Origin of the sequence: Mesorhizobium sp. M1A.T.Ca.IN.004.03.1.1, from assembly GCF_003997555.1 — a bacterium.
Lineage (GTDB): Bacteria > Pseudomonadota > Alphaproteobacteria > Rhizobiales > Rhizobiaceae > Mesorhizobium.
The window spans coordinates 277,081-295,604 of record NZ_RZTV01000005.1 but is presented as its reverse complement, the minus strand read 5'-3'; the positions used below and the strand labels follow the sequence as shown (position 1 = coordinate 295,604).

The 18,524-nt window shown below is 63.6% G+C and carries 17 protein-coding genes; 10 read left to right on the top strand and 7 right to left on the bottom strand.

Annotation, left to right across the window (positions count from 1 at the left end; all coding sequences use genetic code 11):
- The first annotated feature begins 65 nt into the window (after positions 1-65).
- Positions 66-563 (top strand): FxsA family protein, encoded by a 498-nt coding sequence (locus EOD29_RS18510; protein WP_127247400.1) that lies wholly within the window; start codon positions 66-68, stop codon positions 561-563.
- 167 nt (positions 564-730) lie between these two features.
- Positions 731-1,231 carry a protein-export chaperone SecB gene (secB, locus tag EOD29_RS18505; protein WP_067323500.1) on the top strand — a complete coding sequence of 167 codons (501 nt, stop codon included), beginning with the start codon at positions 731-733 and terminating at the stop codon, positions 1,229-1,231.
- 286 nt (positions 1,232-1,517) lie between these two features.
- Here the strand turns inward: secB and dnaQ are convergent, their stop codons facing one another.
- The 5 genes from dnaQ to EOD29_RS18480 all read right to left on the bottom strand — a co-directional run bounded on the left by dnaQ (position 1,518) and on the right by EOD29_RS18480 (position 5,260).
- Positions 1,518-2,225: a DNA polymerase III subunit epsilon gene (gene dnaQ / locus EOD29_RS18500; RefSeq protein WP_127247399.1), complete on the bottom strand. Its 708-nt coding sequence runs from the start codon at positions 2,223-2,225 to the stop codon at positions 1,518-1,520.
- A 74-nt stretch (positions 2,226-2,299) separates the two neighbouring features.
- Complete coding sequence (gene coaE, locus EOD29_RS18495; protein ID WP_127247398.1) at positions 2,300-2,905, bottom strand: dephospho-CoA kinase; 606 nt, start codon at positions 2,903-2,905, stop codon at positions 2,300-2,302.
- A gap of 1 nt (position 2,906) precedes the next feature.
- The gene (locus tag EOD29_RS18490) at positions 2,907-3,740 is read right to left on the bottom strand and encodes a shikimate dehydrogenase (RefSeq protein WP_127247397.1); all 834 of its coding nucleotides are present in this window, start codon (positions 3,738-3,740) and stop codon (positions 2,907-2,909) included.
- The gene (locus tag EOD29_RS18485; RefSeq protein WP_067323506.1) at positions 3,733-4,332 is read right to left on the bottom strand and encodes a Maf-like protein; all 600 of its coding nucleotides are present in this window, start codon (positions 4,330-4,332) and stop codon (positions 3,733-3,735) included. Before EOD29_RS18485 ends, EOD29_RS18490 begins: the two co-directional genes overlap by 8 nt.
- A gap of 106 nt (positions 4,333-4,438) precedes the next feature.
- Complete coding sequence (locus EOD29_RS18480; RefSeq protein ID WP_127247396.1) at positions 4,439-5,260, bottom strand: pyruvate, water dikinase regulatory protein; 822 nt, start codon at positions 5,258-5,260, stop codon at positions 4,439-4,441.
- Between the two features lie 402 nt (positions 5,261-5,662).
- Between EOD29_RS18480 and hemE the strand changes: the two genes are divergently transcribed.
- The 3 genes from hemE to rho all read left to right on the top strand — a co-directional run bounded on the left by hemE (position 5,663) and on the right by rho (position 8,657).
- Entirely contained in the window at positions 5,663-6,691 is a 1,029-nt protein-coding gene (hemE, locus tag EOD29_RS18475; RefSeq protein WP_127247395.1) for a uroporphyrinogen decarboxylase, read from the top strand.
- Entirely contained in the window at positions 6,688-7,224 is a 537-nt protein-coding gene (gene hemJ, locus EOD29_RS18470; protein WP_095825109.1) for a protoporphyrinogen oxidase HemJ, read from the top strand. Before hemE ends, hemJ begins: the two co-directional genes overlap by 4 nt.
- Before the next feature lie 167 nt (positions 7,225-7,391).
- Complete coding sequence (rho, locus tag EOD29_RS18465) at positions 7,392-8,657, top strand: transcription termination factor Rho (RefSeq protein ID WP_082953824.1); 1,266 nt, start codon at positions 7,392-7,394, stop codon at positions 8,655-8,657.
- Positions 8,658-8,845: 188 nt separating this feature from the next.
- Here the strand turns inward: rho and EOD29_RS18460 are convergent, their stop codons facing one another.
- Entirely contained in the window at positions 8,846-10,864 is a 2,019-nt protein-coding gene (locus tag EOD29_RS18460) for a thioredoxin domain-containing protein (protein WP_127247394.1), read from the bottom strand.
- 110 nt (positions 10,865-10,974) lie between these two features.
- On the opposite strand from EOD29_RS18460, the gene mnmE reads away from it, so the two are divergent.
- The 5 genes from mnmE to EOD29_RS18435 all read left to right on the top strand — a co-directional run bounded on the left by mnmE (position 10,975) and on the right by EOD29_RS18435 (position 16,955).
- Entirely contained in the window at positions 10,975-12,288 is a 1,314-nt protein-coding gene (mnmE, locus tag EOD29_RS18455; protein ID WP_127247393.1) for a tRNA uridine-5-carboxymethylaminomethyl(34) synthesis GTPase MnmE, read from the top strand.
- A gap of 392 nt (positions 12,289-12,680) precedes the next feature.
- Entirely contained in the window at positions 12,681-14,555 is a 1,875-nt protein-coding gene (gene mnmG, locus EOD29_RS18450; protein ID WP_095799556.1) for a tRNA uridine-5-carboxymethylaminomethyl(34) synthesis enzyme MnmG, read from the top strand.
- On the top strand, positions 14,552-15,193 hold the full coding sequence (rsmG, locus tag EOD29_RS18445) for a 16S rRNA (guanine(527)-N(7))-methyltransferase RsmG (RefSeq protein ID WP_127247392.1): 642 nt from the start codon (positions 14,552-14,554) through the stop codon (positions 15,191-15,193). The genes mnmG and rsmG overlap by 4 nt, the downstream gene beginning before the upstream one ends.
- 17 nt (positions 15,194-15,210) lie before the next feature.
- Positions 15,211-16,008, top strand: a complete 798-nt coding sequence (locus tag EOD29_RS18440) for a ParA family protein (protein WP_127247391.1) — start codon at positions 15,211-15,213, stop codon at positions 16,006-16,008.
- Between the two features lie 56 nt (positions 16,009-16,064).
- On the top strand, positions 16,065-16,955 hold the full coding sequence (locus EOD29_RS18435) for a ParB/RepB/Spo0J family partition protein (RefSeq protein WP_127215706.1): 891 nt from the start codon (positions 16,065-16,067) through the stop codon (positions 16,953-16,955).
- 184 nt (positions 16,956-17,139) lie between these two features.
- Here the strand turns inward: EOD29_RS18435 and holA are convergent, their stop codons facing one another.
- Complete coding sequence (gene holA, locus EOD29_RS18430; protein ID WP_127247390.1) at positions 17,140-18,183, bottom strand: DNA polymerase III subunit delta; 1,044 nt, start codon at positions 18,181-18,183, stop codon at positions 17,140-17,142.
- Positions 18,184-18,524: the final 341 nt, after the last annotated feature.

Sequence of the window (18,524 nt, the reverse complement as noted above, 5' to 3'; positions counted from 1 at the left end):
TAAAGGTCCTAGTGCCAGGCGATTTCCCGCGAGGCCCGCAAAAGAAGAAAGCGACCGGTCTTAATTTGCGCATTTCGTTCATTCCCCTGTTCCTGCTCCTGCTGCCGCTTCTGGAGATCGCCGGCTTCGTCATCGTCGGCCGCGAAGTCGGCGCTTTGGCGACGATCGGGCTCGTCATCCTCTCCACCATTGCCGGCAGCCTCCTGCTTCGGCACCAGGGTTTCGGCGTGATGGCGCGGGTGCGGACGGAAATGGATGCCGGGCGCGATCCAAGCCGCCAACTCGCGCATGGCGCGATGATCGTGCTGGCGGCACTCCTGCTCATCATTCCGGGCTTCATCACCGACATCGTCGCTATCCTGCTGCTCCTGCCGCCGGTGCGCGATCTTGCCTGGCGCCTGCTCAAGAACCGCATCGTGATGGCGACCAGCTTCGGCAGCGGCTTTTCGGCCCGCCGCCGCGACAGGGTCATCGATCTCGATGACAGCGACTTTTCGCGCCAGGACGACTACAAGCGCGGGCCGGATCACAATTCCCCTTGGCGGCGGCTGAAAGACGACTAGCTCTCTTCAAGGTCCGCTCGAATAGCTGTCTCATGCGCGCCGTCGCCCCGAAACGGCTGCGCAGTTTCAGGCGGCGCGCAAAACTTGTCTTGTCCTGCCGAGCATGATAGCGAACCCCCGATTTCAATCCGGTCAGCAATGCTGCCCAGGCAAAAGGACAAAGGCTAATGGCCAGCAATGATGATGCCGCGGCAGCCGCCGCCAATGGCAACGGCAAACAGGAACAGCCCTCGCTCAACGTGCTTGCGCAATATGTGAAGGACCTGTCCTTCGAAAGCCCCGGCGCGCCGAATTCGCTGCGCGGCCGCGACAAGGCCCCGGGCATCGCCATCAATGTCAACGTCAACGCCAACCCGCTTTCGGACAAGCAGTTCGACGTCAATCTGACATTGAATGCCAAGGCCTCCTTCGACCAGGAAGTGCTGTTCAACGTCGAACTGGTCTATGGCGGCGTCTTCGCCATCAGCGGCTTCCCGCAGGAGCACATGCTGCCGATCCTGTTCATCGAATGCCCGCGGCTGCTCTTCCCCTTCGCGCGCCAGATCATCGCGGACGCCACCCGCAACGGCGGCTTCCCGCCGCTGATGCTCGACCCGATCGATTTCGCGCAGATGTTCCAGCAGCGCATCGCCGAGGACCAGGCCGCCAGCAAGGTCCAGGTGAGCTGAGGAGGCTCGCCACCCATCGTATCGAGAGGCCGGCTTCGCGCCGGGCTTTTTCTTGAGACGTCTGGATTAGCGACGACATTCGTTAGGTCGTCATTCTGGGGCCGAGCAAGGAGCGGAGCGACGTTAGAACATATGCCGTGACGCTAAGGCGCTGCTGCGATTACAGAATTCTGCACCGTTGCGCTCCGCGGCAAGGGTCACGGCATGGATACTCGGGTCAAGCCCGGGTATGATGAAGGGATGGCGGTTCGGCCAATCGCGTCGGTTGGCGCCGGGAGCGCCCCGCTCACCCTGCGGCCACCACCTTCAGCCACAACGCCTTTTCGCCGAGCGTGCCGACCAGCCCGGCATGTGCCGCCCGATCCGCCTCGGTGAGGCGGGGCGGCAGCGCGATCGGCCTTGCGCCGATCGAGATGTCGATATCGGCGACTTCGCCGCTGCCGTTCATCTGCACGGCCACGGTTTCCAGAACCAGCGCCGCCTGTTTGCCGCCGATGAGCTCGATATAGACCTCGGCCAGCAATTCGGAGTCGAGAAGCGCCCCGTGCTTGGTGCGGCGGGTATTGTCGATGCCGTAGCGGCGGCAAAGCGCGTCCAGCGAGTTCGGACCCATCGGATGCTTGCGGCGCGCGATCGCCAGCGTGTCGACGATGCGGCCGGGATCGATGGCCGGATGACCGAGCCGGCTGTATTCGAGGTTCAGGAAGCCAAGGTCGAAAGTGGCGTTGTGGGCGATCAGCTTGGCACCGTCGGTGAAGGCCAGCCATTCCTCGGCGATTTCGGCGAAGGTCGGCTTGCCGGCCAGATCCGCCGCGCTGATGCCGTGCACGGCCTGCGCCTCGGCGTGAATGGCGCGGCCTTGCGGATTGATGAACTTGTGGAAGGTGCGGCCGGTCGGGAAACGGTTGACCAGCTCGACGCCGCCGAGCTCGATGATGCGGTCGTCGCGCAAATCGAGGCCGGTGGTTTCGGTATCGAAGATGATCTCACGCATTCGAATCAATCCGCTCTAAAGAGCAGAATCACAAACCGGAACAAAATGGCAATGGGGACTGCTGACAGCGGCCGTCAGGAAGCGTTTTTGCCGGACTTATCCCCGGTCAATTCGCTGACGATGGCTGCCACCGCCGCACGTGCGGCATCAAAACCCTGGCCGGTGTCGACGATGAAATCCGCCTGACGGCGTTTCTCGGCGTCAGGCACCTGCTTGGCGAGGATGGAAGCGAATTTATCTTCGCTCATCCCGGGCCTGGCGAGCACGCGGGCGCGCTGGATCTCGGCCGGCGCGGTGACGACCACGACCTTGTCGACGCGATTGCGGCCGCCGGTCTCGAACAGCAGCGGAATGTCGAGCACCGCAATCGGCGCCCCGGCCGCACGATGCCGAGCCAAAAAGGCGTCGGCGTCGGCCCGTACCAGCGGGTGGATGATCGCCTCCAGCTTTTTCAGCGCGGCGGGATCGCCCAGCACTGTCTCGGCGAGCCTTGCACGATCCACCACGCCCGCTTTTGTCGTGTCGGGAAAGGCTCGTTCGACCAGGGGTGCTGCCTTGCCGGCATAGAGGCGATGCACGGTCTCGTCGGAATCATGCACCGGAACGCCGGCCTCGGCGAACATCTTTGCCGTGGTCGACTTGCCCATGCCGATCGATCCGGTGAGGCCGAGCACGATCATGTCAATGCGCTTCGATGTCGGCGACGATCATGCGCCGCAATTGCGGCGTCACCTGCGGCCGCTTGCCGAACCAGCGCTCGAAGCCGGGCACGGCTTGGTGCAGCAGCATGCCGAGGCCATCGACCGTCTTCAGGCCGCGCGCCCTGGCGGCAGCAAGCAGCGGCGTCTCCAGCGGCACATAGACGATGTCGGTGACGATGGCGTGGCCGGGCAGACCGGCCGGATCGGCGGCGAGGGTCTCGTTGCCATGCATGCCGAGCGCGGTGGTGTTGATGAGCAGGCCGGCGTCGGAAAGCAATTCGCCGACCGCGCCGGCGCCATGCGCCGAAACCCCGGCGCCGAACCGGTCGGCGAGTTCCTCAGCCCTTGCCAGCGTACGGTTGACGATGCGGATGTCGTTGAGACCTCGGTCCTTCAGGGCGTAGATGACGGCGCGGGAGGCACCGCCTGCGCCCAACACCACGGCCGGACCATTCGCCGCCCAGCCGGGGGCATGTTCATCGAGATTGCCGGCAAAGCCGAGAGCGTCGGTATTGCCGCCCCACAGCACGCCGTCTTCCAGCCACAGCGTGTTGACCGCGCCGATGGCTTCGGCGGCCTCGTCGCGGCGTTCGACCAAGGCGTAGGCTGCTTCCTTGTGCGGGATGGTGACATTGCCGCCGCGATAGCCATTCTCGCCGAGTGATTTCATGAATGCTGCGAAATCCTCCGGCCGAACGTCGATCGCTTGGTAGCTGCCGTCGATGCCGTATTCCTCCAGCCAGTAGCGGTGGATCTTGGGCGAGCGGGAATGCGCGATCGGGTGGCCGGTGACGAAGGCCCGCTTCTCAACCATCGATCGCTCCCAATGCGCGCAGCTCCTTCAGCACCGGCAACAGCGGCAGGCCGACGATGGTGAAATAGTCGCCCTCGATCCTTTCGAAGAGCTGGATGCCCTCGCCCTCGATCTGGTAGGCGCCGACACTCGCCAGCGCCTTGGCGCCGACGCGCGCCAGGTGGCGGCCGATGAAGGCGGGATCGAGCTTGCGCATGGTGAGGCTGGCGATGCCGACATGGCGCCACAGCACTTCGCCATCGCGGCAGAGCACGGCGGCGCTGTTCAGCTGATGGGTCTTGCCCGACAAGGCCAGGAGATGCCTCCGCGCCCCTTCCATATCGGCCGGCTTGTGGAAGATTTCGTCGCCAAGCGACAGCGTCTGGTCGCAACCGAGCACCAGCGCGCCCGGCCGGCGCTCGCTGACCTCGGTCGCCTTGGCTTCGGCAAGGATCGAAGCGACATCCTCGGGAGACACGCCGCTGTCCTGCAAGGGCGCCTCGAGCGCGCGCTCGTCGACGTCTGCCGGCACCGCCTCGATGTCGAGCCCGGCATTGATAAGCATTGCCTTGCGGAACGGGCTGCCCGAAGCGAGGACGATTTTGCCGGCCATACTGGTTCACCAACGGTTGCGATCCGTCCAGCGCCCGTCATCCATCTCGGCGCTATGCGCCGAGCCACCTTCTCTCAGGACGGAATGCTCACTTATATCGCCTGCCCTAGCGCGTCTTTCCCCTCAGAGCAACGATGGCCGCCGCGGTTTCCTCGATCGAGCGCCGGCTGACGTCGATCATCGGCCAGCCATGCCTGGTGCAGAGCTGACGCGCATAGGCGAGCTCCTCGGCGATGGCGGCGCGGTCGACATAGTCGGTCGGCACGTAGTTGTTGCTGTTGCCGAGGATGCGGTTCTGGCGGACATGCGAGATGCGCTCGGCCGTGGCGACGAGGCCGACGATCAGCGGCGTCCTGGCGTTAATCAGGCTGTCCGGCAGCGGCACGCCGAGCACGATCGGAATGTTGGCGGTCTTGATGCCGCGATTGGCGAGATAGATGCTGGTCGGCGTCTTGGAGGTGCGCGAGATGCCGATCAGCACGACATCGGCATCGTCCATGTTGGCCGGCAACTGGCCGTCGTCGTGTTCCATGGTGAAGTTCAGCGCATCGATGCGGCGGAAATATTCGGCGTCGAGCACATGCTGGGCGCCGACGCGCCGGCCGGCCGGCGTGCCGAGATAGGACTGGAAGACGCTGAGCACGGGCTCCAGCACCGAAACGCAGGGCAGGCCCATGGCGGCGCAGCGCTCGTCGATGCTGCGCGCGAGCTTCTGGTCGACGACGGTGTAGAGAATGATGCCGGGCTCCTCCTCGATATCCTCGAACACCTTGGCGACCTGCTTTTCCGTGCGGATCAGCGGATAGATGTGCTCGATGGCGCGCGCGTCCTTATATTGCGCGGAGGCGGCGCGGCCTGCCGCCAGCAGCGTCTCGCCGGTGGCGTCGGAAATCAGATGCAGATGGAAGAAGCTCTGGGGTTTGTTCACAAGAGTTGGTTCCAGACTGTGGGCAGATGTGGACAAGGTTGGACAGAAAGGTCGTGACGTCGAAGGCGACTGTATCAGATGCCACCTTGTCCACAATTCGCCCCGCTGTAGGCTTTGTCGGGGCGCTGGGGACAAAACCGGGGATCAACTTTTCTTGGCCGATATCATCCACAGCTCGAGGTCCGCAGCAGAAGAGCCAAGGCGCTGACTCGAAAGCCTGAATCCAGTTCGTCCCCAGATCGCTCCAAATTGAGAAAGCGGCTGCGCGACAATATGCTGACTGGCCTTTTCGAGCGGCAGGCGGGACAGGTCGCAACCACCACAACCAACAGACTCTTAGAATCAGAAGACTCTTTTAAAATAGATATTTGATTTAAGAGACCTGGAGAGGGCGAGCACTGGATGGCTGGGAAACGGATCATGCTGGACGTCCTCAAGGGCGAGACGGTTTCACCGCCGCCGCTCTGGATGATGCGTCAGGCAGGGCGTTATCTGCCGGAGTATCGTGAGACCCGGAAGCGGGCCGGTTCTTTCCTCGATCTCTGCTATGATCCGGATCTTGCCGTCGAGGTGACGCTGCAGCCGATCGAGCGCTTCGGCTTCGATGCTTCGATCCTGTTCTCCGATATCCTGGTTGTGCCCGATGCGCTGGGACGAGATGTCCGCTTCGAAGAGGGATACGGGCCGATCCTCAAGCCGATTGCGGTGGCCGAAATCGAGGGCCTGGACGGCGAAACGTTTCACGTGAATCTCGAACCGGTCTACGAAACCGTCCGCCGTCTGCGTGCGAAGCTTCCGGTGGAAACGACCTTGATCGGCTTCTGCGGCGCGCCCTGGACGGTGGCGACCTATATGATTGCCGGCCACGGCACACCGGACCAGGGACCGGCCAGGCTTTTCGCCTATCGCGAGCCGGAGGCCCTTGCGCGGCTCCTGAAGATACTGGCCGACCATTCGGCCGCTTATCTCATCCGCCAGATCGAGGCCGGCGCCGATGTGGTGCAGATTTTCGATTCTTGGTCGGGCGTTCTCGATGAAGCGTCCTTTGAGGCGTTTTGCATCGAGCCCGTTGCCGAGATTGTCCGGCAAGTGAAGGCCGCGCGTCCGGATGTTCCGGTGATCGGGTTCCCCAAGGGCGCCGGCGAGCGCTATCGCGATTACAGGAAGAAGACCGGGATCACCGGGCTCGGGCTCGACTGGACCGTGCCGCTGTCGATGGCAAAGGAATTGCAAAGCGAAGGCGCGGTGCAGGGCAATCTCGATCCGCTTCGCCTGGTTGCCGGCGGCAGGGCGCTGGCCGACGGCGTCGACGCCATCCTTCGCACGCTGGGCAACGGGCCGCTGATCTTCAATCTCGGCCACGGCATCACGCCGGAAACGCCTGTGGCACATGTCGAGGCCATGGTGAAAATGGTGCGGAGCCATCGATGACAGAGACGATCAACGAGAACAGCGCCGGCCAGGCGATGAAGCGCATGTTGATCGGCATCGTCCTGCTGGTCGTCCTGACCGCCCTGCTCTTCCTTGTGGCGCCGGACAGCTTCTATCCCTGGGCGAAGGCAATCCATGTGATTGCCGTCATCGCCTGGATGGCCGGGATGCTCTATTTGCCTCGGCTTTTCGTCTATCATGTCGACGCCGAGAAAGGCTCCGTGCAGTCCGAGACCTTCAAGGTGATGGAGCGCCGGCTGCTGCGCGCCATCATCAACCCGGCGATGACCGTGACCTGGGTGTTCGGGCTTTGGCTCGCCTGGAAGGGCTTCGGTTTCCAGGGCGGCTGGCTGCACGCCAAGATCCTCGCCGTGCTGCTGCTTTCGGGTCTGCACGGCTATCTCGCCGGCGCGGTGAGAAAATTTGCCGAGGACAAGAACGAAAAGCCGGCGAGGCACTGGCGGATCGTCAATGAACTCCCCACATTGCTGATGATCGTCATCGTCATCCTGGTCATCGTGAAGCCGTTCTGAGGCTTCCCCACACCCGGCAAAAGGCGGCTTGCTCTTTCAGGCGACCGACGATAAAAGACGGGTCTTCCTTCCCGTCATGCGCCGCCCCTTTCTCGCTTTCGGCCGCGCCCGGCATTTGTCGCATCCAGCCGATTTTTTCTCCCCAAAGCCTACCCAGAGTCCATCTAATGCAAGAAATGAAACTCGCAGAGTTCAAGAACAAGAAGCCGCCGGAGCTGATCGCTTACGCCGAATCGCTCGAGGTGGAGAACGCCAGCGTCATGCGCAAGCAGGAGCTGATGTTCGCGATCCTGAAAAAGCTCGCCATCCAGGATGTCGAGATCATCGGCGAAGGCGTGGTCGAGGTGCTGCAGGACGGTTTCGGCTTCCTGCGCTCGGCCAACGCCAATTACCTGCCAGGTCCCGACGATATCTACATTTCACCGTCGCAGATCAGGCGCTTTTCGCTGAAGACCGGCGACACGGTCGAAGGGCCGATCCGCAGCCCGAAGGAAGGCGAGCGTTATTTCGCGCTGCTCAAGGTCAACACCATCAATTTCGATGATCCGGAGAAGATCCGGCACAAGATCCACTTCGACAATCTGACGCCGCTCTACCCGACCTCGCGGCTGAAGATGGAGGTCGACAATCCCCCGACCAAGGACATCTCGCCGCGTGTGATCGACCTGGTGGCGCCGATCGGCAAGGGCCAGCGCGCGCTGATCAACGCTCAGCCGCGCACCGGTAAGACGGTGCTGTTGCAGAACATCGCGCACTCGATCACCGCCAATCATCCGGAATGCTACCTGATCGTTCTTCTGATCGACGAGCGTCCGGAGGAAGTCACCGACATGCAGCGCTCGGTCAAGGGCGAAGTCATTTCCTCGACCTTCGACGAACCGGCAGCGCGCCATGTGCAGGTCGCCGAAATGGTGATCGAGAAGGCCAAGCGCCTGGTCGAGCATGGGCGCGATGTCGTCATCCTGCTCGATTCGATCACCCGCCTCGGACGCGCCTACAACACCGTGGTGCCGTCATCCGGCAAGGTGTTGACCGGCGGTGTCGACGCCAACGCGCTGCAGCGTCCGAAGCGCTTCTTCGGCGCCGCCCGCAACATTGAGGAAGGCGGGTCGCTGACCATCATCGCCACCGCGCTGATCGACACCGGCAGCCGCATGGACGAAGTCATTTTCGAAGAGTTCAAGGGCACCGGTAACTGTGAGATCCAGCTCGACCGCAAGGTGGCCGACAAACGCATCTACCCGGCGATCGACATCCTCAAGTCCGGGACCCGCAAGGAGGACCTTCTGGTGCCGCGTTCGGATCTGCAGAAGATCTTCGTGCTGCGCCGGATCCTTGCGCCGATGGGAACGACCGATGCGATCGAATTCCTCATCGACAAGCTCAAGCAGACCAAGACCAACGCGGATTTCTTCGATTCGATGAATACCTGATCGGGCGCCGAGGGACCGGTCCTTTCTTCGGCATACAAGACGGAGCAAGGAGCGAGGCGACGCTGCGCAGAACCCTAAGTCCATGCCGTTGTTTTTTGAGCTTTGCGGCGGTGCAGAATTCCGCACCGCCGCATTCGTCGGAAGCGCCGCGACATAGATCCTGGGTCAAACCGAGGAGACGAAGCTGTTTATTCCCGCCGCAACAGCTTCTCCAACTCGCCCGCATCCGTAACCGCCGGCAGGCATGTCTGTCCGCTGCAGAACCAGGCTCCCGGCTTGTCCGTCGGCGGCAGCACGCCGCCCGGCAAAAGCGGTTGATTCGCCTCCGTACCGATGGGCAGTACGACATCGACCCGGCGTGGATCGGAACTTCGATTCGCCACCGGAACAAGGCTTGAGGAATCAAGCTTGTCTATGATGACGAGCTTCAGCGGTTCGAGCGCCAGCGCGCACGCGTTGATGATGCCGGCCTGGCCGTAGGCTTGCTGCGCGGCGCGACCCATGGCGTGTTCGGCTGTCGTCCATGCCTTTGCCCAAAGATCGTGATCGCCGGTAAGGGACGAGAGCCGGACCAGCGCCTCGACGATCTGGCCGGTGGCGGAGGGGATTGCCTCATCGACATCGCCGCGGATACGGATCGGCACATCGACGCTGTCGGACGCCGTCAGATAATAGCCGGTCTTTTCAGGATCCTGATGCCAGCGGTCGAGCCGATCGATGAACTGCCGGGCATGGTCCATATAGGCAGAACTGCCGGTTGCCTCGAACAGCGCGATCGCCGCGTTGGTCATGGCGGCATAGTCGCTCGACAGCGCCGGGAAAAGCTTCTTGTCGCCGAGCATCGAATGCGGCAGGCGGCCGTCCTTGCTGGCTTCGACGATGTGGGCGAAGGCCCTGACGGCGGCGTCCACCCAGTCGGCTCGCCCGAAGGAGCGGCCCGCTTCCGCGAGGGCCGCAATCATCAATCCGTTCCAATCGGTAAGCGCCTTGGCGTCGCGGCCGGGCCTGACGCGATTTTCTCTGGCAGCTAGCAAATTCGCCTTCAGCGCTGCGAGCTGAGCGTCATCGCTGATTCCCTGGCGCTGCTGTGCCTCGCTGTGGCGGATGATGGGCTTGCCTTCCCAGCCATGCGGAGCGGCGAGCTCGAAATATTGGAAGAAGCGAGCGGAATCAGCACCGAGTGCGGCTTCAACCTCTTCCCCGCTCCAGGTGTAGAACAACCCCTCCGCGCCTTCGCTATCGGCATCGAGGCTGGCGGCGAAGGCGCCGCCCTCGACGCGCATTTCCCGCAGCAGCCAGGCCACGGTTTCCTCGATTCGCTTGCGAAACAACTCATTGCCTGTTGCCGCGAAGGCCCAATTGCACATGCGGATGAGCTGGGCGTTGTCGTAAAGCATCTTCTCGAAATGCGGGACCAGCCATTCGGCATCGGTCGAGTAACGGCTGAGACCGCCGCCGACATGGTCGTAGATGCCGCCGGCGAGCATTTTTTCCAGGCTGATGAGCACGGCGTCGCGATGGGCGGTCTGGCCGTCGCGCAGCCAGGACAGCCACAGACTGTGCATGAAGGGCGCGTTGGGGAATTTCGGCGCGCCGCGCAAGCCGCCGAGATCGGGGTCGATCATGCCCTCGATGCGGCCGGCAAGATCGGCAAGCGTGCCGCGGTCGAGCACCGCCTTTCCCTTCGCGCCGGCCAGCCGCTGCTCGACTTGGGTCGTCAGCGCGTCGGCGCTTTGGCCAAGGCTCTCCTGCTTCTCGCGCCAGGCCTTGTCGACCGCCTCCAGCACCTGGACAAAGCCCGGCCGTCCATAGCGCGCCTCGCGCGGAAAATAGGTGCCGCCCCAGAAAGGCTTGCCATCGGGCGTGAGGAACATGGTCAGCGGCCAGCCGCCCTGCTCGCCCATGGCATGGAGTGCCGCCATGTAGATCTGGTCGATATCCGGGCGCTCCTCGCGATCGACCTTGATATTGACGAAGAGGCGGTTCATGACGGCGGCGACGGCATCGTTCTCGAAGCTTTCATGGGCCATGACATGGCACCAGTGGCAGGCGGCATAGCCGATGGACAGCAGGATCGGCCGTCCGAGTTCCTTCGCCTCGGCAAGGGCGGCCGGAGACCAGCCCCGCCAATGCACGGGATTGTCGCTGTGCTGCTGCAGATAGGGGCTGGCCTCTTCGGCAAGCAGGTTTCGCGCGGGCAAGGTCACAATGAGCGGCTCGGCTTGGTTGATGAGCAGGCAATTCCGGGAAAGCTACGGCTGACGTCCGGAACGGCGCCTGAAAGAAGATACCTAGGGTGGTTCGGCAGGTCGGGCAAATGGCAACCTCGAAGGAATCTATCGTAGCGCTGTCGAGCGGTCGCCTGCCCGCCGGCATCGCCGTGATCCGCATCTCCGGCCCGAAGACTCGATTCGTACTCGAAACGATTGCCGGCGGCGGTATTAAGGATCGCTTTGCCACTTTGCGCAAGCTGATGGCATCCGACGGTTCGGTCATCGATCACGGGCTTGTCGTGTTCTTTCCCGGACCTAGCAGCTTCACCGGCGAGGACGTTGGCGAGTTCCATGTACACGGCAGCCGCGCCGTTGCGGCAAAAATGCTGGAAACGCTCACCGGCTTTGCCGGCGTCAGACATGCCCAGCCTGGCGAATTCACGCGGCGCGCCTTTCTCAACGGCAAGCTCGATCTGGTCGAGACCGAGGCGCTGGCGGACCTCGTCAATGCCGAGACGGAGGCGCAGCGACGCTTTGCCGTGCGTAACGCCGAGGGCGCGCAGAGCGAGCTCTATTCGGGGTGGCGCCGGCGGTTGATCCATGCCCGGGCAATGATCGAGGCGGAAATCGACTTCGCCGACGAGGAGGATGTGCCGGGTTCGGTCTCGAAGGCGGTCTGGACCGATGTGGCGGCGATGGCCGACGAGATCGAACGCCATATTCAGGGGTTCAAGTCGGCCGAGATCATTCGCGATGGCTTCGAGGTCGTCATCCTCGGCGCGCCGAACGCCGGCAAGTCCAGTCTGTTCAACGCCCTGGCCCAACGCGAGGCGGCAATCGTCACCGACGAGCCGGGCACCACGCGCGACCTGCTGGAGGTGGTGCTGGACCTCCACGGGATGAGAGTTCGGGTCGTCGATACGGCAGGCCTGCGCGAGGCCGCCGGCAAGGTGGAGACGATCGGCATCGAACGAGCGCGTGCCAAGGCCGGTGGCGCGGACCTGGTTTTGCTGCTGGAGGACATGGTCGATCCACAGCCCGTCGGCGCGGTTCCGACAGGTGTTCCGCTCCTGAGGATCGGGACCAAAACCGATCTCATGGGAGCGCGTAGAGGGGCCTATGATGTGGCCATCTCTTCCAAGGAAGGTACCGGAATTTCGGAACTGCTGGACGAGATTGCGGGTCGCGCCGCTGCCGCAGTCGGAGGGGCCGGTGAGATCTTGCCGTCGAGGCTCCGCCATATCGAGCTGCTGGAGGAGGCGAAGGATTTTCTCGCGGCGGCGCTGTCGGGGCAAAGCCTGGAGCTGCGCGCGGAAGAGTTGCGGGTGGCCACGGACCGGCTTGGGCGAATTATCGGCGCCGTCGATGTCGAGGATATGCTGGACGTCATCTTTTCGCAGTTCTGCATCGGCAAATGATTCACGTGAAACGCGGGGCGGCTACGGGCGCGGGAGATTCACGTGAAACAGCGACAGGATGTGGCGGATGGGTGTTTCACGTGAAACGAGTCCGGCTCCAGACGCGTGGCGTGCCAATAAATCAAGGGCCAAACGGCGCTGCCCCTCATTGCCTGCCTCGTAGAAGGCAAGGACGGCTGGCCACTAAAGCCAACGGCGCTGATTCGCAGCGCTTGAGAAGTGAAAAATCGTCCGTGGGATAAGCGACTGCCTTCTATGCGGGACGAGGTCGGACAGGCAGACCACTGGCACGCAGCCCCATCCCCGGCGATCACCTCCGCAACGGACTGCATCCTTGACAGCGGAGGTTGGCGGGGACATGTGTCAAAGTATCTCTGAAACGGATTCTTGCAATGACCAATCACTATGACGTGGTGGTGGTGGGCGGCGGCCATGCCGGATGCGAAGCGGCGAGCGCGGCTGCGCGCGCCGGCGCCCGGACGGCGCTGGTGACGCTGCGCTTCGAGACGATCGGCGTCATGTCCTGCAATCCGGCCATCGGCGGACTCGGCAAGGGTCATCTCGTGCGCGAGATCGACGCCATGGACGGGTTGATGGGCCGCATCGCGGATGCCGCCGGCATCCAATTCCGCCTGCTGAACCGCCGCAAGGGCCCAGCGGTGCGTGGGCCGCGGACCCAGGCCGACCGCAAGCTCTATCGTCTTGCCATGCAGGCGGCGATCCGCGAGCAGGCCAATCTCGACGTGGTGGAGGGCGAAGTCCTGGACTTCGAGATCGAGGACGGTCGGGTTGCGGCCGTGCTGGTCTCCGGTGACAGGCGGTTCGCCTGCGGCGCCGTGGTGCTGACGACCGGCACGTTCCTGCGCGGGCTGATCCATATAGGAGAGAAGAAGATCGTCGCCGGCCGGATGAACGAGCAGGCGAGCCATGGGCTCTCGGCGACGATGGCGCGGGCCGGTTTCAAGCTCGGGCGGCTGAAGACCGGGACGCCCCCTCGCCTCGACGGCCGCACCATCGATTGGGCCTCGCTGGAACGCCAGGCCGCAGACGATCAGCCGGTGCCGTTCTCGCTGATGACAGACCGCATCGCGAACCCGCAGATCAACTGCGGTATCACACGCACTACGCAGGCGACACATGAGTTGATTCGCCTCAATTTGAAGCGTTCGGCGATGTATTCCGGCTCGATCGAAGGCGTTGGGCCGCGCTACTGTCCCTCTATCGAGGACAAGATCGTCAAGTTCGGCGACCGCGAGGGTCACCAGATCTTCCTCGAGCCGGAGGGCCTCGACGACGACACCGTCTATCCGAACGGCATCTCGACCTCGCTGCCGGAAGAGGTGCAACTCGACATGTTGAAGACGATCCCCGGCCTGGAACGGGCGACGATGCTGCAGCCGGGATACGCCATCGAATATGACCACGTCGACCCGCGCGAGCTCAAGCCGACGCTGGAGACGAAGCGCGTCGCCGGGCTGTTTTTGGCCGGGCAGATCAACGGCACCACGGGCTACGAGGAAGCCGGCGCGCAAGGCCTCGTTGCCGGCATCAACGCCGCGCGCAGGGCATCGTCAGGCGAGCCGTTCGTGCTCAGCCGCACCGAAGCCTATATCGGCGTGATGATCGACGACCTCACCAGCCGCGGCATCGCCGAGCCCTATCGCATGTTCACTTCGCGGGCGGAGTTCCGGCTTTCGCTGCGCGCCGACAATGCAGACGAGCGGCTGACGCCGCTGGCCGACCGCTTGGGGATCGTCTCCTCCGAGCGGATGCAACGTTTCGACGCGATCAGTGTGAAGCTCGACGCTGCCCGCGCGCTGGCAAAGTCGATCGCCTTCACGCCGAATGAAGCCGCGCGGCATGGACTGGAGATCAACCGGGACGGCGTTCGGCGTTCCGCCTACGACCTTCTCGCCTATCCCGGCGTCGATATGGTCTGGTTGACGCGGATCGAGCCACGGTTTGGCGAACTCGACCCCAACACGGCAGAGCGGCTTGAGACCGAGGCGAAATATTCCGTCTATCTCGAGCGCCAACAGGCTGACGTGGCGCAGATCAGGCACGAGGAATCGCGGCTCATTCCGGAGACCATCGACTTCGCGGACGTGCCAGGCCTTTCCAATGAGCTGAAGCAGAAGATGAAGGCACGCCGGCCGCGCTCGATTGCCGACGCGCAGCGCATGGAAGGGATGACGCCAGCGGCTCTGGCGATCATTGTCGCGCATGTTCGCAATGCCGAGCTGGCTGCACGAAGGTCGGTCGCGTGAGTGGCGATGCCTGGGCGGAGCTGCAGAAGGCAGCGGGTCCGGTTTCACGTGAAACATTCGAGCGGCTGCAGGCCTTCGAGCGGCATTTTCAAAAATGGAACCGCAGCATCAATCTGGCGGCGCCATCGACGCTAGACGACGTCTGGCGCCGCCACATCCTGGACAGCGCCCAGCTTGCGCGAATCGCGCCGACCGCAATGCGCTGGGTCGACCTCGGCTCGGGCGGCGGCTTTCCCGGATTGGTACTCGGTTTTCTGCTTGCAGAGCGGCCGGGCGCCACGATCGATCTGGTTGAAAGCAACCGCAAGAAGGCGTCGTTCCTGCAATCGGTCGTCGGCCAATTCGGCCTACCGGCGCGCGTGCTGGCGCGACGCATCGATGACAGCTATCCACTTGTTTCTGCACCGGAAGTCGTTACCGCGCGGGCATTGACGGCGCTTCCGGACCTGCTCGATCTTGCCGCACCCTGGCTGACCAAGGGCGCGCGTTCGCTTTTTCACAAAGGCCGGGATTACCGGGCCGAAGTGGAAGAAAGCGCTCACCGCTGGACCTTCGATCTGGTAGAACATCCAAGCATGACAGACGCTCATGGCGTCATTCTGGAAATCACCGATCTGCACCCGGCGACCCCGCAATGAATCACTGGCATCGACCCATGAAAACTGGACCGCGTATCATCACCGTTGCCAACCAGAAGGGTGGCGTCGGCAAGACGACCACGGCGATCAATCTGGCGACGGCGCTGGCCGCGATCGGCGAGCGCGTGCTGATCGTCGACCTCGATCCGCAGGGCAATGCCAGTACCGGGCTCGGCATCGAACGCAAGGATCGCACCGTCTCGTCCTACGACGTGCTGACCGGCGAACTCGAGCTGGAGGCGGCCGCAGTGCCGACGGCGGTGCCGGGTTTGTCCATCGTGCCCTCAACCCTCGATCTGCTCGGCATCGAAATGGAGATCGCCTCGGCGCCAGACCGGGTGCTGCGCCTGCGCAATGCGCTGCGTGCGGCAGCCGCGCGCCCGGCGCCGTTCGGCTATGTGCTGATCGACTGTCCGCCGTCGCTCAATCTTTTGACTTTGAATTCAATGGCGGCGGCCGATTCCGTTCTGGTGCCGCTGCAATGCGAGTTCTTCGCGCTGGAAGGCCTTAGCCAATTGCTCGAAACGGTCGAGCAGGTGCGCGGCACGATCAATCCGGACCTCACCATCCAGGGCATCGTGCTCACCATGTTCGATGGCCGCAACAACCTCGCCAACCAGGTGGTGCAGGATGTGCGCGCGCATATGGGCGACAAGGTCTACGAGACGATCATCCCGCGCAACGTGCGCGTTTCCGAAGCGCCGTCCTACGGCAAGCCGGCAATCCTTTACGATCTCAAATGTTCCGGCAGCCAGGCCTATCTGCAGCTTGCCTCGGAAGTGATCCGACGCGAGCGCAAGCTGCGCGCCGCCTGAATAGCCCAGGCAATTTCCAATAGCCGATTCGATTCCGAAACGATCTGGACAGAAGAATGAGTGAAGACCAATCGAGAAAAAGACTGGGCCGCGGCCTGGCCGCGCTGATCGGCGAGATCGATCGTCCCGTCGCGCCCGAAAAGCCGAGCGCGGTCGCGGCGGATGGCAAGGTGCCGATCGAGTTCGTCAGTCCGAACCCGAAGAACCCGCGCCGGCATTTCGGCGACGCCGAACTCACCGACCTCGCCCAGTCGATCCGAGAGCATGGCGTGGTGCAGCCGGTGGTGGCGCGGCCCTCGCCGTCGCAGCCCGGCCGCTACGAGATCATCGCCGGCGAGCGGCGCTGGCGCGCCGCGCAGCGCGCAGGGCTGACCGAAATCCCGCTCATCGTGCGCGACGTCAACGACCGCACCGCGCTGGAGCTCGCAATCATCGAGAACGTGCAGCGCGCCGATCTCAATCCGGTCGAAGAAGCGCAGGGCTATCAGCAGCTGATCGACGAGCATGGCTACACGCAGGCCGATCTCGGCCAGGTGATCGGCAAGAGCCGCAGTCATGTCGCCAACACGCTGAGGCTCCTGAAGCTGCCTGACGTCATCCGCGACATGCTGGTCGACGGCGCGTTGTCGGCCGGCCATGCCCGCACGCTGGTCACAGCCGGCGATCCGGCGGGGCTCGCCAAGCGCATCGTCGAGGAGGGGCTTTCGGTGCGCCAGGCCGAGGCGTTGGCGCAAATGCCCGCGGGACCGACACCCGCCAAAGTAAGGTCCGCGCCGAGCGCGCCGGAAAAGGATCCCGACACGCTGGCCTTGGAAAAGCTGATGACCGACACGATCGGCATGATTGTCTCGATCGAGCATAAGGCCAAGGGCGGCACGCTGCGGGTCGACTACCGGTCGCTGGATCAGCTCGATGAGTTGTGCCGGCGGCTGAAGGACGACCGATAAATTGCTGATTTACATGAAATTAGCCGACTAATAAAGTTCTCGATTAAGTTTAGATCTCGGCTGATATATTGGTGATAGGCACAACAAGGGGGCCGGCCGCTGCGCCGGCCTCTTCTTTTTTGCGGCGCCCGCGATAGCCGAAGGCGCCGGCCAATCGCCTCACAGGGGGAGGTTGGCTGATCGCCTACCTCTGCGCCAATCTCGCGCTTTCCACCGCGATGCCGAGCAGCGCCTGACGGGCCAGCGCCTCCGACAGGTCGGGCCGCTTGCGCGTCTGCAGCACAGCCGTCTGCAGCCGGTTCAGCGCGCGGCCGAGGGCTTCGCTGTTCCAGCGCTCGAGCGTCTTTTCCACCAGCTTGCGGCGCGAGAAGAAGACCGGCGGGCGCGCTCCCGCCACGACCGAGGCGGCATTGCGGCCGCCGGATTCCATCTGGCCGCGCATGACCTGGATCGCCTGCAATTGCCGCATCGCCGAGGACAGCACCAGGAAAGGATGGCCGCCGGACGCACAATGCCTGGTGAAGGCAATGTCGAAATCTCCGACCTTGCCGTCGAGCATCGCGTCGACCGCGCCGTCGAAGGAGGCGCCGGAGACATCGCCGGACAAGCCATTGACGTCGTCGAGGTCGATCTCCTTCTTGCCATGGGCGTAGAGCACCAGCTTGTCGATCTCGCCGCGCGAGGCCAGACGGTCGCCGCCGAGATTGCGGCGCAGCGCCTGGCGGGCGTCGAGCGTCATCGACATGCCGGCCTTGCGCAGCTCGTCGTCGATCACCGTGTCGAGATCGCGGGCCTCGTCGGCATAGCAGGGCAAGGCGATGGCGTTCCCGGCTGCCTCGACGATGGCCCGCAAGCCAGTGCCCTTCTTCAGGTCGCCCGCCTCGATGAGGATGAGAGCATCCGGCGCCGGCTCCGCCGTCAGCGCCTTGATGTCGTCGGCCAGCGCCTTCTGGCCGCTGGCGTTGCGGACCCAAAGCAGCCGCCGGTCGGAAAACATCGGCACGGTGCGCGCCTCGTCGAGCAGACGGCCTTCGTCGCGATCGACTTCCGCGCCATCCAGCTTGACCACTGAGAAAGGGTCGTCGAGCGGCAGCCCGGTCTTCAACGCGAAGGTCTTGGCCCGCTCGGCGACCAGGCCACGATCGGGGCCGTAAAGCAGGACGATGGCCATGGCCGGGTCCGGCCGCGCCAGCCACGAATCGACCTCGTATCCCTTCTTCTGTGCCATGCGGGGTGAGTTAGCATGAGGCGGAGACGGAGTGAACGGAGAAGCGGCCGGCCTCTCTTCATCCTCGGGCTTGACCCGAGGATCCATGCCGTGACTTTTGCCGGGGAGCGCCGGGGTGCAGAATATTCTCCAACCGCCGCAACGCGTCAACGTCGCGGCATGGATTCCAGGGTCTGCGCGCGTCGCTCCGCTCCTTGCTCCGCCCTGGAATGACGACCCTGAAGCAGAGTCTGTCACGCCCCTCTGCCCTGCCGAGCAACTCCCCACGAGGGTGGAGATTAGCTGCGTCGGCCGGCGCGCATGCCTTAATTGTCTTTTGTGGCGGCAAACGCTCCGCAAAC

What these genes read in the sequence shown, in the direction of transcription:
- secB (WP_067323500.1), top strand. Translation starts at nt 731, where the DNA reads ATGGCCAGCAATGATGATGCCGCGGCAGCCGCCGCCAATGGCAACGGC.
- dnaQ (WP_127247399.1), bottom strand. Translation starts at nt 2,225, where the DNA reads ATGCGTGAGATCATCTTCGATACCGAAACCACCGGCCTCGATTTGCGC.
- coaE (WP_127247398.1), bottom strand. Translation starts at nt 2,905, where the DNA reads ATGATCGTGCTCGGCCTCACCGGATCGATCGGCATGGGCAAGTCGACC.
- EOD29_RS18490 (WP_127247397.1), bottom strand. Translation starts at nt 3,740, where the DNA reads ATGGTTGAGAAGCGGGCCTTCGTCACCGGCCACCCGATCGCGCATTCC.
- EOD29_RS18485 (WP_067323506.1), bottom strand. Translation starts at nt 4,332, where the DNA reads ATGGCCGGCAAAATCGTCCTCGCTTCGGGCAGCCCGTTCCGCAAGGCA.
- hemE (WP_127247395.1), top strand. Translation starts at nt 5,663, where the DNA reads ATGGCTGGGAAACGGATCATGCTGGACGTCCTCAAGGGCGAGACGGTT.
- hemJ (WP_095825109.1), top strand. Translation starts at nt 6,688, where the DNA reads ATGACAGAGACGATCAACGAGAACAGCGCCGGCCAGGCGATGAAGCGC.
- rho (WP_082953824.1), top strand. Translation starts at nt 7,392, where the DNA reads ATGCAAGAAATGAAACTCGCAGAGTTCAAGAACAAGAAGCCGCCGGAG.
- mnmE (WP_127247393.1), top strand. Translation starts at nt 10,975, where the DNA reads ATGGCAACCTCGAAGGAATCTATCGTAGCGCTGTCGAGCGGTCGCCTG.
- mnmG (WP_095799556.1), top strand. Translation starts at nt 12,681, where the DNA reads ATGACCAATCACTATGACGTGGTGGTGGTGGGCGGCGGCCATGCCGGA.
- EOD29_RS18440 (WP_127247391.1), top strand. Translation starts at nt 15,211, where the DNA reads ATGAAAACTGGACCGCGTATCATCACCGTTGCCAACCAGAAGGGTGGC.
- EOD29_RS18435 (WP_127215706.1), top strand. Translation starts at nt 16,065, where the DNA reads ATGAGTGAAGACCAATCGAGAAAAAGACTGGGCCGCGGCCTGGCCGCG.
- holA (WP_127247390.1), bottom strand. Translation starts at nt 18,183, where the DNA reads ATGGCACAGAAGAAGGGATACGAGGTCGATTCGTGGCTGGCGCGGCCG.